We start from the raw sequence: 14,904 nt of genomic DNA on the forward strand, positions 1-14,904 counted from the left end.
GGCGGAGGTCGAGGGGCGCTCCGGGGCGGTCGGCCATCGCATCTGATCGATGATCAATCATTCGGCCCGGGGCTTGGTGGAGAGCAACAGTGATCCAGCGGATGAGTCTGTACGGTTCTGATGATGCGGGGAAGCGTGACATCCGGCACACTGCGCCGATCCGGCGACGGAGGATTAGCGGCACGGAGTGCCGGGCAGACTGGGGTGCCGCGCCGGGCGCTACGGCAGGATGGGGCCCGTGACCGACGCCCTGGATCCTTTCGACGCCCTCGATCCCGCCGACATGCGCGAGGTGTACCGGACCATGGAGCTGACCGTGGCCGATCTCGCCCCGGACCCGATCGAGCAGTTCGCACACTGGTTCAAGGAGACCGCCAGCAACCCGGCGATCCACGAGCCGAACGCCATGGTCGTCTCCACCGCCGACGCGGACGGCCGCCCGTCCTCCCGCACGGTGCTGCTCAAGCACTACGACCAGGCCGGCTTCGTCTTCTTCTCCAACTACGGCTCGCGCAAGGGCCGGGAGCTGGCGGCCAACCCGTACGTCTCGCTGCTCTTCCCCTGGCACCCGCTGGCCCGCCAGGTGATCGTCACCGGCCGCGCCGAGCGCACCGGCCGCGACGAGACCGTGGCGTACTTCCGCACCCGCCCGCACGGCTCCCAGCTGGGCGCCTGGGCGAGCCGCCAGTCCTCGGTGATCGAGTCGCGGGCCGAGCTGCTCGCCCGGTACGAGGAGCTGCACGCGCGCTACCCGGAGGGCGAGCAGGTGCCGGTGCCGCCGGAGTGGGGCGGATTCCGGGTGGTGCCGGAGACGGTGGAGTTCTGGCAGGGGCACGAGAACAGGCTGCACGACCGGCTGCGGTACGTGCGGGAGGGCGAGTCCTGGCGGGTGGAGCGCCTGTCGCCCTGACGTGACGCGCGGACGGGCTCAGGAGCCCGGGAACGCAGACGACCCGTGGGCCTTGGTCCCGTCCGCCTAGGTTCGGACGGGAGCCGGCCGGACTGACCGGCGGCCCACGGGTCGGGTGACTGCGGTGGTGTCGGCAGAGTGCCTGCCGAGGTGCACAAGAGTGCGACGGCAGGCGTTAGCCCGCAGTCACCTCACGAGTCCGAAAAGAAACCATTTTTTCGGATCACCTCCTTTCGCGTGTACCCACACCTTAAGAACCCCCGGCCCGTCGCCTCAAGCGATTTATCGCTGCGTTTTTGCGGGAAACAGGATGTGTCTTGGGTCACATTCGAGTTGAATGTGGCCGGGGGTGCCGGATGAGTGGCTCTGCGCGTGACACAGCGGGTACGGCCGGAGCGGCCGGAGCGGCGGGTACGGCCGGAACGGCGGGAACGGCGGGGGTTCAGGGGCTGGCCGGCGGTGAACTGCTGACCGCCCTGCTCGACGGCATGGACGCGGCGCTCTGCGCGCTCGACGCGACCGGCACCGTCACCCACTGGAACCGCGAGGCGGAGCGCATCCTCGGCTGGAGCGCCCGCGAGGCCGTCGGGCGGCGCGGCTTCGCCGGCTGGGCGGCCCGCGGCGCGGACGCCGAGGAGACCCTGGGACGGCTGCTGCGCGCGATGACGGCGCCGGGCCGCCAGGTGCACGAGTTCCCGCTGTTACGCAAGGACGGCGGCCGGGTCCTCGTCCGCGTCCAGACCACGGGTGTGCGCGGCGCCGACGGGCGGCCGGCCGGGGTGTACTGCGCGTTCACGGAGGTGCACGTCCAGCTCGACCTGGAGCGGTCGCTCGCGCTCAGCGAGGCGCTGTGCGCGGACGCGGCCTGGGGCGTCGTCCTGGTCGACGTGGACCTGCGCCCGGCCGTCCTCAACGCGTACGCGGTCCGCGCCCTCGGCGCAGGCCGCGGCTCGCCGCTCGGCCGCCCGCTCGGCGAACTCGTCGCGGACGGCCTGGAGGAGCTGGAGGGCGCCCTCCACCACGTCCTGGCGGCGGGCGCGCCGCCCGAACCGGCCGATGTGTGGGTGACGCTGCGGGGCCCGGACAGCGGCCCGGACGGCGGCCCGTCCAGCGGCCCGAACGGCGAACGGCGGCGCTGCTGGCGGTGCGGTTTCGTTCGGCTCGCCTCGCCGTTCGCCGAGGAGGCGGAGCCCGTACCGCTCGGTGCCGGCTGGGTCTTCCAGGACGTCACCGAGGCCCGCCGCGCCGAACAGGACGCCGACCGGATGCGCTTCCGCTGGAGCCAGCTGCACCGGGCGGGCGCGGCCGCCGCCGAGTGCGAGGACCCGCTGCGCGCCGCCGCCGTCCTCCTGGACTTCGCCCTCGCGGGCTTCGCCGACCACGTGCTGCTCGACCGCGCCACGCCCGACGGCCGCCTGGTCCGGGCCCTCGCGACCCCGCTCGGCACCCCGGGCCCGGTCACCCCGGTCGCCTCGGGCGGCATCCCGCTGCGCTACCCCTCGTACCACCCGGCCCTCCAGGCCATCGCCCACCCGGGCCCCGTCCGCGCCGACGCCACCCCGGGCATCCCCCGCTGGGCCACCGACCGGCGCTGGCCCCCGGACACCGCCCATGCCCTCGCCCTCCCCCTCCGTGCCCGCGCCCGCACCCTCGGCGCCGTCACCTTCCTCCGCTCCTCGTCCCGCCCGCCGTTCGGCCGCGACGACACGGCGTACGGGGAGACGGTGGCGGGACAGGTGGCGGCGGCGCTGGGGGAGACCTGGAATCAGCGAGTCCGGTAGGAAATCGGGTCGGTGCTGTCGGTCAACTGTGCGATCATCGCGGCGAACTGATGACTGACACCGCTCTGGGGGGAACGGAATGCACCACCCTGGCGTGCCCGCACGCGCCGAAACGCGGAGACCGGCCGCGTACCTCACCACGCTCCTCGTCGCACTGTCCGCCGTGCTGTCCCTCGCCCTGCCCGCACAGCCCGCCGGCGCCACCACGGCGGACACCGGGTGCACGCAGACGACGGACGCCGTCGCCGGCTACAACCGCGGAACCCTCGACTCCGCCGACGAGGTCGACTGTCTGCTGCTGCCGTTCCCGGCCGGAGCCGTCATCGTGGCCCCCGAGGACCGGATGACCGGTTCGTGGGTTCCCTCGATCGAGATCGTCGACGCGACCGGCAACAAGGTCTGCGGGGCGCCGAACGCGCGGTACGGCACCTGTCGCCTGAGCGGCACCGCCCCGCACTACGCGAAGGCGTACACGGCCGCCGGGAGCGTCCCGCCCGGCTCCTCGTACGGAATCTTCCTCCAGCGCGTCGACGCGCCGGAGGACAGTACGGGGAGCTGCCCGGTCCTCCCGGCCGGCGACTTCACGGCGGCGACGCCCGCGACCCGCTTCTCGACCGCCGACGGGACCTTCGCGCGCTGCGCCACCGTCCCGGCCGCCGGCCACTCGGCGAAGGAGCTCGTCCAGATCCAGAAGGTGACGGGGACCACGGACTCCGTCGCCCGCTTCTGGGTCGTCGAGGACACCGGCCGTCAGGTCTGCGACGTTCCGGACCAGCGCAACATCTGGGCCGCCTGCGACCTCGTGGCGGGCAGGTCCTACCGCGTGATCGCCGCAGGTGACGGCGCCCCCGGCGAGTTCGACCTCGTCCGCCGCGATGTCACCGCGACCGCGAAGGGCTGCGAGACCACCCCGGCGACCGCCGTCGGAGCGCCGGCCGCGACGGGCACGCTCCCCGCACCGGGCGTCCCCGTCTGCCGGCAGGTCACCACGGCCGACAGCCGTGACGTGCTGTACGTCAACGAGCGGGACGGTTTCAACGCCGCCAGCCATGCCGCGTTCGGCCCGAACGGTCAGCTCTCGTGCAACACCACGTACGAGGACTGCGGCGTCATGGGAGCGACCCGCTACCAGGTCGTCATCACCCCGTCGTGGAACAGCAGCCACACCGGGGCGCCGTACCGCCTCGACGCCCAGCGCATCGCCGGCGCCTCCGGCCCGGCGCCCGAGTGCGCGCGGCCCGCGAACATCAGCTACGGCTACGGCCCGATCACCGGCGTCCTCGACGAGCAGCACACCGCGGTGTGCGCCGGCCTGGAGACGTACCAGCGCGACCGGTACGACGGCGTGGTCAAGGACACCGAGCAGGAGGGCCGGGGCGCGGTCCTCTCGCTGTACGACCGGTCCGTCGACCGCTGCACCGACCGCTCCACCGAGATCGACTGCTACCTCGGCGACCCGGTCGCCGGCGTGGCGAAGCCGACCGTGATGGTCCTCGGTCTGCAGGAGTGGACCACGCGCACCGCGTACTCCGCCGAACTCGTGTGCACCGTCGAGGTCTGCGGCGCCGACCCCATCTCGTTCCGCTCGGTCGATCCGGCGATCGCCGCGAGCGGCACCAAGGCCCGGGTGGTGCTCGCCGGCACCGCGCTGCGGGCCGAGCACAAACTGCGGATCGAGCACCCGTCGGGCGCGCGGATCGAGAGCACGACCGTGTCCGTGGACACCGACCGCACCGCGCTCGTGGCCGACCTCGACCTGACCGGGGCCCCGGCCGGGATCTGGACGCTGTCGGCGGTGAACGACCTCGCCCTCGACGACAAGGTCACCCCGCTCGGCACCTTCACCGTCACCCAGCCCGGCACGGCCGGCCTCGGTCTCTATCGGCCCGTGACGCCGACCCGGCTCATGGACACCCGGTCCGGCCTCGGCGTCCGCCAGGGCAAGGTCGGTCCCGGTGGCACGGTCACGCTCCAGGTCGCCGGGAAGGGCGGTCTGCCGCCGGTCGGCGTCACGGCCGTCGTCCTCAACGTCACGGCGACCGCGCCCACCGCGAAGGGCTTCGTGTCCGTCTACCCGGACGGGACGACCCGGACCAGTGCGACGAGCCTGAACTTCAACGCCGGCCAGACCATCCCGAACCTGGTGTCCGTGCCCGTCGTGAACGGCCGGGTCACGTTCTACAACGCGACCGGCTCCGTCGACCTGCTCGCGGACGTCGCCGGCTACTCGACGGTCGGCGAGGCGACGGCCGCCACCTTCGAGCCGGTCGCCCCGAAGCGGCTCATGGACACCCGCTACGGGACCGGCGTCCGCCAGGGCAAGGTGCCGGCGGGCGGCACGGTCACGCTGCCCGTCACCGAGCCCGGCGTCACCGCCGTCGTCATGAACGTCACCGCGACGAACCCGACGGCCGCGAGCTTCGTCTCCGTGTACCCGTACGGCACCGCCCGCCCGACCGTCTCGAACCTCAACTTCACGGCCGGGCAGACCATCCCCAACCTGGTGGTCGTCCCGGTCAGGGACGGCAAGGTCACCTTCTACAACCACAACGGCTCGGTGGACCTGCTCGCCGACGTCGCGGGCTACTTCACGACCTCCGGCACCGGCTCCCTGCACAAGCCGGTCACCCCGAAGCGGATCATGGACACCCGCTCGGGCCTCGGAGTCCCGAAGGCGAAGGTCGGCCCCGGACAGACCATCGCCCTGCCGGTGCCGAGCGGCGTGTCGGCCGTGGTCATGAACGTGACCGCGATCAACGCGACGTCGGGCGGCTTCCTCACCGTCTACCCGGACGGCACGAGCCGCCCCACCGCGTCCAATCTGAACTTCACCGCCGGTCAGACGATCGCCGATCTGGTCGTCGTCCCGGTCGTGAACGGCAAGGTGAGCTTCTACAACCGCTCCGGTTACGTCGACCTGACGGCGGACGTGACGGGCTACTACGTGGGCTAGGGACCTGACACAGAACCCGGGGGCAGTGGCGAGAACTCGCCGCTGCCCCCACCTTCGTTTCCGGCCTCGGTGGCCGGATCAGTGGCGGTAGAAGACGCGGTCGCCGTACTCCGCCATCACGCGGCCGTTCCACTCGTGGCCGCCGTCCACGTTTCCCGACCGCAGCAGCGGCGGCTCGATGCCGAGGCGGACGAGTTCCTCGGCGGCCGCGGCCATCGTGGCCTGCATGAGGGCGCTGGTGACGACCGTGGAGGCGGGGGCGAAGGGGGCCTCGACGGCCTCGTGGGTGAGTTCGGCGTCGCCGACGGCGATCCTGGAGTCGAGGACGATGTCGCAGTGGTCCTTGAGGTACGTCCCCGAGACGTGCCGGGACTTCGTCTCCGTGGCGTACGCGACCGAGGTGACGCCGATCACGGTGAGGCCGAGGGCGCGGGCGTTCATGGCCATCTCGACCGGGAGGGCGTTGCGGCCGGAGAGCGAGACGACGATCAGGACGTCGCCGGCCCGGGCGGGGGAGGAGTCGAGGACGGCGCCGGCCAGGCCGTCGACCCGTTCGAGGGCGGAGCCGAGGGTGGCGGGCATGACGTCGACGCCGACGACGCCGGGGACCGCGAGCAGGTTCATCAGGGCGAGGCCGCCCGCGCGGTAGACGACGTCCTGCGCGGCGAGCGACGAGTGGCCGGCGCCGAACGCGAAGAGCCGGTTGCCGTTCGCGACCGCCGCGGCGATGGCGGCGCCGGCGGCCGCGATGTCGTCCGCGTCCTCGTTCCGCACCTTCTGGAGCAGGGCGATCGCGGCGTCGAAGAACTGTCCGGCCAGCTTGCTCTCGCCCATGGCGGCGACTCCTTCTCGTCGTGGTCGCGGATCACGGTGCGGTCTGGACCATTGCTCTGTCAATACCACCCCGCTCCGGCGCGGCCCGGTTGTCGGTGCGATGCGTCAGAATTGGTGCAGGGCCAGCGCACGACTCATCGAGGGGCACGTATGTCCGGACTGATCGACACCACGGAGATGTACCTCCGCACCATCCTGGAGCTGGAGGAGGAAGGTGTGGTCCCGATGCGCGCCCGGATCGCCGAGCGGCTGGACCAGAGCGGTCCGACCGTCAGCCAGACGGTGGCCCGCATGGAGCGCGACGGTCTGGTGGCCGTCGCCAGCGACCGCCACCTGGAGCTGACCGAGGAGGGCCGCCGCCTGGCCACCCGCGTGATGCGCAAGCACCGGCTCGCCGAGTGTCTGCTCGTCGACGTGATCGGCCTGGAGTGGGAGCAGGTCCACGCCGAGGCGTGCCGCTGGGAGCACGTGATGAGCGAGGCCGTGGAGCGCCGCGTCCTGGAGCTGCTGCGTCACCCGACGGAGTCGCCGTACGGCAACCCGATCCCCGGCCTGGACGAGCTCGGCGAGAAGGCCGAGACGGAGTCCTTCCTCGACGACTCGATGGTGTCGCTCGCGGACCTGGAGGCCGGCGGCGAGGGCAAGACGGTGATCGTCCGGCGCATCGGCGAGCCGATCCAGACGGACGCCCAGCTGATGTACACGCTGCGGCGGGCGGGCGTGCAGCCCGGCTCCGTGGTGTCGGTGACGGAGTCCCCGGGCGGTGTCCTGGTGGGCAGCAGCGGCGAGGCGGCCGAGCTGGACGCGGATGTCGCCGCCCACGTCTTCGTCGCCAAGCGCTAGCAGCTGCTCTTCCCGGCTCCTCGCCCCCCAGGGCCCGTTTTACGGCGGAATCGCCACGCACGCGCCCCCTCCCGTGCCACGCTTGGGGGATGAGGGCAGTCCTCCCGACGACACTGAACCCCGGCGCCTCGCGGCGCCGGGGTTCGTCCTCCCCTGATCTGACCTGGAGCCCCGAGCTCTCAAGGTCAGTCCCGTCGGACCGTTTTCCCCGAGCGGTCCGCCTCCCGCTGAAGATCTCCCCTCGGCAGAAGCCGTCAATCCTTGAGCGCTGTCACTCGAACGTGGGGTGTTGAGCGGCAGAAGCGCATTTTCGAATATGGGTTCGATACTCTGGCGCAGTTCCACAGGGACCGGGAAAGAGGGGGTGCCGAGCAGCATGGTGCGACGACTCGACGTCACGGGGGCCGACGGCGTACGCCTGGCGGCCTGGGACTTCACGGAACGGACCGCCCCGCAGAGCGGCCCCGGCGTCTTACTGCTGCACGGCCTGATGGGCCGGGCCTCCCACTGGGCCCCCGCCGCCCACTGGCTCGCCGCCCGGCACCGCACGATCGCCCTCGACCAGCGCGGCCACGGCCACAGCGAGAAGCCCGCCGCCGGCCCCTTCACGCGTGAGGCGTACGTGGCCGACGCGATCGCCGCCGTCGAGCGGCTCGGCCTCGGCCCGGTCACCCTCGTCGGGCACTCCATGGGCGCGCTCACCGCCTGGCAGCTCGCCGCGGAGCGTCCCGACCTCGTCCACGCCCTCGTCATCTGCGACATGCGGGCCTCCGCCCTCGGCGCCGCCTCCCAGCGCGAGTGGCAGGACTGGTTCCGCCGCTGGCCGCTGCCCTTCCCCTCGCTCGACGCCGTCCGCCAGTGGTTCGGCGAGGACGACCCCTGGGTGGAGCGCCCGCACCCGGCCCGTGGCGCCTTCTTCGCCGAGGTGATGACCGAGCGCCCCGACGGCTGGCACCCCGTCTTCGACCCCGACCAGATGCTCATCTCGCGCGAGACCTGGGTCCACGACGCCCACTGGGAGTCCCTCGCCCAGGTCCGCTGCCCCACCCTCGTCGTCCGCGGCCTCGACGGCGAGCTTGGCCGCGCCGAGGCCCAGGAGATGGTCCGCGTCCTGCCCCGCGGGGCGTACGCGGAGATCCCGGACGCGGGCCACCTCCTCCACTACGAACACGCGGACGCCTGGCGCGAGGTGGTGGAGCCGTTCCTGAACGGCGTGCTCACGTTTTGACCATCAGCTCGTGGCGCCCGCCGGGCACTTCAGCTCGCGCTGGGCGAAGGTGACGAACTGCTTCATCAGCGGGGGCAGGACGCTCTGCACCTTGCTCTCGTCAGGACTGTTGTGCGTGGTGATGAGCAGCTCGATGTACTTTCCCGGCGTGTTGGGGTTCTTGGACGGTTCACAGGTGAAATAGGCGGTGGCGCCGGTGTCCCAGATGATGCCCTTGTCTCCCACATTGAGCGGCTTTGGTTTCTTTCGGTCCCAAGGTGCCCAGTTGATGGATCCTTCGAACTTCTTGAAATAGGCGGTGGCCTGGAAGCTCCTGTTTCCGTCGACGTAGACGCGACAGGTCGTGCCGTCGTGATCAGCGGTCAGCAGGAAAGGCCTGTGGTCCCAGGTGGCTTTGTCGCCGGGTGGAAGGGCCGGGGAAACGTCGCTGCCGGCGAACGCGCCCCAGCAGACGTGCTCGGGCAGATCCGGTACCTCGCCCTTCGAGCAGCTCGTCAGAAGGCCCGTCAGGATGACGACCGTTGATGCTGCTGCGGCGGCACTGGTGAAGGGGCGCACGGTCAACTCTCCTCCGGGAGTCGAAGGACGGCGAGATCACGACCCACGGAGTGTGCCGATGCTGTGGCAGTCGAGGCAGTGCCCTGGTACTCCCGAATCTGCGCTGCTGTGAGGTCGGTCCCTCGAGCGGCTCTCTCCACCGCGGATGCGGCAGCCTGCTTGGCGACCTTCTCGGCCTTCGTGTAGCCCGACGCCGCCTCGCGGCGAGAGTCGTCCGACTTGTCGTCCTTCGCGTTCTCCACGGCGGCTTCCGCGGTATCTTCCTTGATCCAGTCCACTACATCGCCGCCGACGGGCAGCATCTCGATGTATTTTCCGCCCACGGCATCAATGATGCGGTTCGTCCACTTGCTATTCTCCTCAACGCCCTTGACATATTCGTCGTTCTCATGGGCTTTCGCGTCGACAACGGCCTGAGCCCTCGCCTCGCTCATCATGCCGGCGATCTCACCGCCCGGATGGACGGCATTCCGTACGGCCTCGCCCACGTCACCGTGCTTCTCGGGGTGCTGGAAGACGTCCGACACCAAGGCCGTGGTGTACGCCTGCTGGGCGTTGGTGATCGCGCCATAGGCATGGGGGTCCTGGCCGACCGCGCTGAGGAACTGGGCCATCTGGGCCTTGTCGAAATTCGCCATCACGCCGAACGGCTTGATCTGATGGGCGGCGTTCTCGGCGGTGGCCTGCAGGTCGGGCATGTACTCGGCGGCCATGTTGCCGAAGCTCCCGGAGAGCCCGTTGAGCGGCCCCGGCGGGTCGCCCGGCTTGGCCGCCACGAGTTCGGGCGCTTGACCGATCTTCGCGACGACCTTCTCCATCACGCTGCTCATCGTCTTGCTGTGCGATACGGGTGCCGCGTCCTCGTCGCCCGGAACCCGTCCGGTGACCGCCGCCTCCAGGGCGTTGCCCATGGCCGCCTGGCCGGGGCTCTGCTCTCCGAGATGGTCCGTGTCGTACCAGTCGTCGGACGGCTTCTTGCCGAGCGCGTAGTCCACGACGTCCTGCGCGTCCTTGCCCTTGAGCGCACCGTCCGCCAGCGTCACGATGCCGTCCTTGTTCGTGTCCTCCCGGATCGGCTCGTCGAAGAAGACAGCGGACGCGTCGGGGTTGTGGGCCATCGCCTCCATGAGGCCGGTCAGCGGGTTGAAGCCCTTGCCGCCCCCCTCCTGAAGGTTGAAGCGCGCGTTCAGGTCCGCCGGCATGCTCTCGGACCAGATGTTCGGGTTCTTCTTGTCCATGGCGACCATGTCCCGGCCGACGGACACCAGGAAGTCCTTGTCGTACTTCCCGTCCCTGAGGAGCGCCCCCAGGGCCTGGTAGCCGTAGAGCTTCGCGAAGCCCGCGCCCGGTACGTCGATCTGCTTGCGGCCCGCGTGCAAGAGCTGAGTGGTCCAGGCGGCGTCGAGGTGGTCCGGTGAGGACTTCTGGGTGGCGAGGCCGAGCATGGCACCCATGTCGCTCTGGATGTCGCGGACCATGTTCGCCCGGTCCTGGCCGGCGGGCCCGAGGGACGTCGCGTCCAGTGACATCTTCGTGTACGCCTCAAGGGTGCCTTCGGCGCCCAGCTTCCGGTAGAACGCCGAGGAGAACTCGGGGTCGTCGCGGTTGTCGTCCAGGAGGTCTTCGAGCTCCCGCAGCGCCGCGACGTTGCGGGCCGTGCCGCCGTCCCCGGTGACCTGCTTGAGCAGCTTCGCCGCCCGGTCCACCTGCTCGGCGTCCAGGCTCTTGTACGTGGCGGCGCTGAAGTCGTGGTCGTCCTTGACGTTCGCCGCGAGGGCGCGCCTCAACGAGTCGTCGGCGTCGGCGCAGTCCTCGACGAGGCGGTCGATCTTGTGCTGCCAGGCGGCCACGGCCTCCTTCTGCTTCCGCAGGGCCGCCGGGTAGTCCGGGTCATGGCGCGCCTCTGTGTCGCTTTCCAGGTCGTACCGGGGCATGACCTTGCCCTTGGCGTCCACGTGGACTCCGGCGGCCGGGCCCTCCTCGTCCCGGATCCTCACGAGCGCGTCCCTGGCGGTCTTGAACGACGTGTACGCGTCCGCGAGGAGCAGCTTGACGCCCTTTGCCTCGGCCTCGGCGTCCTCGAACTCCTTGGCAGTCTTCGCGATGAACGGCTTGGTGACGTCCGAGTTGGCGCCCTCCCACCGGGCCTTGTCGGACTTGGCCTTCATGCCCTGGCGAGCGTCTTCGGCCAGCTTCTCCAACTTGGTCGCCATTTCCGACCAGGCGTCCGCAGCCTCCTTCAGCTTGCCGACGGGCGCGTTGACGACGTCATCGAACGTGAGCATGGTGATCCCCTCCCCGTCCTACTTGAAGTAGTCGTTGATCTTGGACACGGAGAGCATGTCGCCGACGATGTCCGCGTCGTCCTTGGCGTGGGCGGACTTGCTGTAGTCGAGGTGGTTGGAGATGTGAGCGCAGGCGTCCAGAAGCGTGCGCAACTGGCTGTTCCAGCGGTCGTGCACCTTCAGCAGTTCCGAACCGCTGGTGAAGTTGCCGTTCGTCAGGGCGAGCGACGCGTTGAACGTGGACGGGCGGGCATGGTCACCGTCCCGCGAGAGCCGGCCGTACAGCTGGTACGCCTCGTGTCCGACCGCTCCGAGGTCGTCGCTGTTCACCACCAGATCAGCGGCACCGCCGGAGCCCCCCGGCCCCGGGCCTTCGGCGACGTGGTCCAGCCGCGTCTGGGCGGCCGAGTGCCGCTGAGCGGTTTCACTCTTGAGCTGTTCCCACTCGCTCCAGGCCATCACATACCCCCCAATCGGATCTGCCTCCGGTGTGGCAGCCGTGACCGGCCGGTCATTCTAGTTGGCCGGGGATTGCATGTGCACAGCCGAAACGCCTCGCGAATCGGCCAACCTGAGACCTGGGGCGGGGAAGAGGTACGGGGGCGCCTGGGCCAACCCCCGCACCCCTTCCGCATCCCGCGTCCGTCGATCAGACGGCGGTGGAGACGAACGCGGCCCAGGCGGCGGGCGAGACGGCGATGGACGGGATGGTCGTGTCCTTGGAGTCGCGGACGTGAACGGTGTGGGAGCAGGCGGCGACCTCGACGCAGTTGCCGCCCTGCTCACTGCTGTAGCTGCTCTTGAACCAGTTGAGGTCGGTGCTCATAGCTCTCGTGCCACCTGTTCGATGAGTCGTGCGGAGTCCTCCGGCGTGAGGGCCTGCGCCCGCAGCATGCTGTAACGAGCGAAGACGACGCCCACGTCCGGCTGTTCGCTGAGAAAGTACCTTCCGCCCTGTCCCTCGACATAGACCAATTGGTTCTTGCGCTCTTCGGTCTCCAGGAGGATGAAGGGTCCACTGAGCCCGGCGTGGGTCTCCCGGTCCTCCGGCATGACCTGGATGGTGACGTTGCGCCGGTCGGCGCACTCCCGGATGTGCTGAAGACACTTCCGCAGCACGTCCTTGCCGCCGAGGGGCTTGGTGAGCGCCGCCTTTTCCAGAACGAAAGTGACCACCGGTGAGGGCGTCCGGAAGAACATCTCCTGCCGCTTCAACCGGGCCACAACGCCCGCCTCGATCTCGTCCTCGTCCAGCGCTGGTACGGCGCTGCGGAAGACGGCGTAGGCGTAGTCCTCCGTCTGGAGCGGGCCCGGGACGAGGTGGTTCTCGTACATATGGATGCCCGCCGCCTTCAACTCCTCCGCCAGGTAGTCCTCGAACCAGGCGGCGATCCCGCTCTCCGCAACCTCCTCCGCGACCTCCAGTAGTGCACCTTGTGCACCCAGGAACGCGTCCGCGATCGGCACGAAGTCTCCCTTCGCCTTCCTCTGGCCCCGCTCGATCATCGCCACCTGGGACTTGGAATAGCCCGTCTCGTCCCCCAGTCGCTCCATCGACACCTTCGCCCGCTCCCGATAGAAGCGCAGTAGCCTCCCGAACGCCTTTGCGGCGCCCGGGCTTCCCCCACTCGCGCTGTTCCCTTTGTTCACAACCGGCCTCCCCGATCGCACAGCCCGCCACAACTCGCCTGTGGCGCTGGTCACAGTGAAGCGGGAGCGTAAAGCTGGGCGCATGAATTCGCGCAAGTCTCTTGACAAGGTGCCGTCTTGGGTACCTGCGACCGGGCACGCCCTGCGTCACGCGGGCGTTCACTTCGACGCCGTACGCATCGGCGGGTTCCTCGGTGAGGACGTGGCGTACCGGCTCATGGAGTTCACGGACTTCCAGGCCGGGCCGATCGTCCGTGAGGCCACCGGCGCCCAGAACCTCTACTTCCTCCTCCCGCCGGGCGCGGCCGCCGACCACGCCTGGCCGGCGCCGGCCCGAGCCCTGAGCCGCAACGGCCGCGGCGAGGCGTTCGTCGGGATTCCGGCGCTGCACGGGGCGACCTGGCCGCTGGGCTGGCGGTCGCGGCCGACCGACGAGGATCCGTTCGTGGAGCCGGGGCTGCTGCACGCGATGGTGCTCAGCGCGGTGCGCTGAAAGAGGCGTTCCGGCGTAAAGGTCCAGGCCAAGGCCGGTGTACGGCCGAAAAGCGCACCGGCGAACCGGCCATTCCCCTCACCCTCCGTTGACGGTTGGTCACATGCCGCCTAGACATGCCGTGTTCATGCCAGCAACGGAGATCGAGGTATCACGTGTTGGGCATACGCCACAGACGCAGAAACTCCATCGCGGCCGGCCTCGCCGCCGCCGTCGCTCTGTTTCTGATCCCCACCGCCGCGACCGCTCAGGCGGCGGCTCCCCGCAAGGACGCCAACCCCGCCGCGGCCGTCGAGCACGCCGTACCCGCGACCGAGGGCGCGCGGCTCGCCGAGTACTGGACGCCCGAGCGGATGGCCCACGCCAAGCCGCTCGACATGACCTACCGCGCGCCCAAGGGCGTCCCGGCCGTCCCGCAGGCGCCGCAGCAGCCGACCGGGCCCGCGACCACCGGCTCGAACCCCGTCGAGGGTCACGCGCCCGCGCCCGGCGGCATCAGGATCAGCGTCACGGCGACCCAGGTCGTCGGCAAGGTGTTCTTCACCGGCTCGGACGGCCTCGACTACGTCTGCTCCGGCTCGGCCGTCAACAGCATCAACAAGAACATGGTGTTCACCGCCGGGCACTGCGTCCACGGCGGCCCGGGCAAGTCCTGGAACACCAACTGGCAGTTCGTGCCGTACTACGACCACGGCAGCCGCCCCTACGGCACCTGGTGGGCCAAGACGCTCGTCGCCTTCAACGGCTGGACCCAGAGCGGCAACTTCGGCTACGACCTCGGCATCGTCATCACCTGGCCGAACGGCAGCGGCGAGCTCGTCAACAACGTCGGCGGCCTGGGCGTGCAGTGGAACTACCCCAAGGACCGCTACATGACGTCCATGGGCTACCCGCAGGCCCCGCCGTTCGACGGGCAGTGGCAGTACTACTGCGCCGCCACCACCTCGCAGCGCAGCTTCTGGATCACCGACCAGATCAAGATGCCCTGCAACATGACCGGCGGATCGAGCGGTGGTCCCTGGATCTACGGCAAGGACGACAACGTGTACTACAGCGGCTGGGTCAACGGCGTGAACAGCAACGTCGACAGCGCGACCAGCCCGACCGAGATGCGCTCGCCGTACTTCGCCCAGTGGGTCGGCGACGCGTACAACACGTACTCCACCTACTAGGGCCTGTCCGGAAAGTCATGGGAGCCAGAGTTGGAGGCAGGCGAGGGTGACCATGGCTTGGTAGTGCCGGGCTCGTTTGTCGTAGCGGGTGGCCAGGGCTCTGTTCTGTTTGAGCCGGCTGAAGCAGCGTTCGACGACGTTGCGCCGCCGGTAGGCCGCGCGGTCGAGGCGGCAGCGGGTTTCGCCGCGGCGGATGC

General features: G+C 70.1%; 14 protein-coding genes. 7 read left to right on the forward strand and 7 right to left on the reverse strand.

Annotated elements, in window-relative coordinates:
- Positions 1 to 283 precede the first annotated feature (283 nt).
- The 3 genes from pdxH to ACWEJX_RS13400 all read left to right on the forward strand — a co-directional run bounded on the left by pdxH (position 284) and on the right by ACWEJX_RS13400 (position 5,644).
- Positions 284 to 910 (forward strand): pyridoxamine 5'-phosphate oxidase, encoded by a 627-nt coding sequence (gene pdxH, locus ACWEJX_RS13390; protein WP_451607593.1) that lies wholly within the window; start codon positions 284 to 286, stop codon positions 908 to 910.
- 356 nt (positions 911 to 1,266) lie between these two features.
- Positions 1,267 to 2,691 carry a PAS domain-containing protein gene (locus ACWEJX_RS13395; protein ID WP_451607576.1) on the forward strand — a complete coding sequence of 475 codons (1,425 nt, stop codon included), beginning with the start codon at positions 1,267 to 1,269 and terminating at the stop codon, positions 2,689 to 2,691.
- 94 nt (positions 2,692 to 2,785) lie between these two features.
- Positions 2,786 to 5,644 (forward strand): hypothetical protein, encoded by a 2,859-nt coding sequence (locus ACWEJX_RS13400; protein ID WP_451607577.1) that lies wholly within the window; start codon positions 2,786 to 2,788, stop codon positions 5,642 to 5,644.
- A gap of 78 nt (positions 5,645 to 5,722) precedes the next feature.
- Here the strand turns inward: ACWEJX_RS13400 and ACWEJX_RS13405 are convergent, their stop codons facing one another.
- Positions 5,723 to 6,478 carry an SIS domain-containing protein gene (locus tag ACWEJX_RS13405; RefSeq protein ID WP_451607578.1) on the reverse strand — a complete coding sequence of 252 codons (756 nt, stop codon included), beginning with the start codon at positions 6,476 to 6,478 and terminating at the stop codon, positions 5,723 to 5,725.
- 150 nt (positions 6,479 to 6,628) lie between these two features.
- Here ACWEJX_RS13405 and ACWEJX_RS13410 point away from each other — a divergent pair, with 150 nt between their 5' ends.
- Together ACWEJX_RS13410 and ACWEJX_RS13415 are read left to right on the forward strand one after the other, a co-directional pair.
- Entirely contained in the window at positions 6,629 to 7,321 is a 693-nt protein-coding gene (locus ACWEJX_RS13410; RefSeq protein ID WP_451607579.1) for a metal-dependent transcriptional regulator, read from the forward strand.
- Positions 7,322 to 7,697: 376 nt separating this feature from the next.
- The gene (locus ACWEJX_RS13415) at positions 7,698 to 8,549 is read left to right on the forward strand and encodes an alpha/beta fold hydrolase (RefSeq protein ID WP_451607580.1); all 852 of its coding nucleotides are present in this window, start codon (positions 7,698 to 7,700) and stop codon (positions 8,547 to 8,549) included.
- 3 nt (positions 8,550 to 8,552) lie between these two features.
- Here ACWEJX_RS13415 and ACWEJX_RS13420 read toward each other — a convergent pair whose 3' ends face one another.
- The 5 genes from ACWEJX_RS13420 to ACWEJX_RS13440 all read right to left on the reverse strand — a co-directional run bounded on the left by ACWEJX_RS13420 (position 8,553) and on the right by ACWEJX_RS13440 (position 13,042).
- Positions 8,553 to 9,107, reverse strand: a complete 555-nt coding sequence (locus ACWEJX_RS13420) for a hypothetical protein (protein ID WP_451607581.1) — start codon at positions 9,105 to 9,107, stop codon at positions 8,553 to 8,555.
- 2 nt (positions 9,108 to 9,109) lie between these two features.
- A complete protein-coding gene (locus ACWEJX_RS13425) occupies positions 9,110 to 11,392 on the reverse strand; it encodes a hypothetical protein (RefSeq protein ID WP_451607582.1) in 2,283 nt (760 codons plus the stop codon).
- Between the two features lie 18 nt (positions 11,393 to 11,410).
- Positions 11,411 to 11,851, reverse strand: a complete 441-nt coding sequence (locus ACWEJX_RS13430) for a hypothetical protein (RefSeq protein ID WP_451607583.1) — start codon at positions 11,849 to 11,851, stop codon at positions 11,411 to 11,413.
- A gap of 190 nt (positions 11,852 to 12,041) precedes the next feature.
- Positions 12,042 to 12,218 (reverse strand): DUF397 domain-containing protein, encoded by a 177-nt coding sequence (locus ACWEJX_RS13435; protein ID WP_451607584.1) that lies wholly within the window; start codon positions 12,216 to 12,218, stop codon positions 12,042 to 12,044.
- Positions 12,215 to 13,042: a helix-turn-helix domain-containing protein gene (locus tag ACWEJX_RS13440; protein ID WP_451607585.1), complete on the reverse strand. Its 828-nt coding sequence runs from the start codon at positions 13,040 to 13,042 to the stop codon at positions 12,215 to 12,217. The genes ACWEJX_RS13435 and ACWEJX_RS13440 overlap by 4 nt, the downstream gene beginning before the upstream one ends.
- A gap of 82 nt (positions 13,043 to 13,124) precedes the next feature.
- Between ACWEJX_RS13440 and ACWEJX_RS13445 the strand changes: the two genes are divergently transcribed.
- Together ACWEJX_RS13445 and ACWEJX_RS13450 are read left to right on the forward strand one after the other, a co-directional pair.
- Positions 13,125 to 13,535, forward strand: coding sequence for a hypothetical protein (locus tag ACWEJX_RS13445; protein ID WP_451607586.1), 411 nt, complete (start codon positions 13,125 to 13,127; stop codon positions 13,533 to 13,535).
- A 155-nt stretch (positions 13,536 to 13,690) separates the two neighbouring features.
- On the forward strand, positions 13,691 to 14,707 hold the full coding sequence (locus tag ACWEJX_RS13450) for a trypsin-like serine peptidase (RefSeq protein WP_451607587.1): 1,017 nt from the start codon (positions 13,691 to 13,693) through the stop codon (positions 14,705 to 14,707).
- Positions 14,708 to 14,722: 15 nt separating this feature from the next.
- Here the strand turns inward: ACWEJX_RS13450 and ACWEJX_RS13455 are convergent.
- A partial coding sequence (locus ACWEJX_RS13455; protein ID WP_451607588.1) for a transposase occupies positions 14,723 to 14,904 on the reverse strand: 182 nt, incomplete at its 5' end.

Source organism: Streptomyces sp. NPDC004788 (assembly GCF_053601115.1).

Coding starts and splice junctions, on each gene's coding strand:
- pdxH (WP_451607593.1), top strand. CDS start 284: ATGCGCGAGGTGTACCGGACCATGGAGCTGACCGTGGCCGATCTCGCC.
- ACWEJX_RS13395 (WP_451607576.1), top strand. CDS start 1,267: ATGAGTGGCTCTGCGCGTGACACAGCGGGTACGGCCGGAGCGGCCGGA.
- ACWEJX_RS13405 (WP_451607578.1), bottom strand. CDS start 6,478: ATGGGCGAGAGCAAGCTGGCCGGACAGTTCTTCGACGCCGCGATCGCC.
- ACWEJX_RS13410 (WP_451607579.1), top strand. CDS start 6,629: ATGTCCGGACTGATCGACACCACGGAGATGTACCTCCGCACCATCCTG.
- ACWEJX_RS13415 (WP_451607580.1), top strand. CDS start 7,698: ATGGTGCGACGACTCGACGTCACGGGGGCCGACGGCGTACGCCTGGCG.
- ACWEJX_RS13425 (WP_451607582.1), bottom strand. CDS start 11,392: ATGCTCACGTTCGATGACGTCGTCAACGCGCCCGTCGGCAAGCTGAAG.
- ACWEJX_RS13430 (WP_451607583.1), bottom strand. CDS start 11,851: ATGGCCTGGAGCGAGTGGGAACAGCTCAAGAGTGAAACCGCTCAGCGG.
- ACWEJX_RS13435 (WP_451607584.1), bottom strand. CDS start 12,218: ATGAGCACCGACCTCAACTGGTTCAAGAGCAGCTACAGCAGTGAGCAG.
- ACWEJX_RS13445 (WP_451607586.1), top strand. CDS start 13,125: ATGAATTCGCGCAAGTCTCTTGACAAGGTGCCGTCTTGGGTACCTGCG.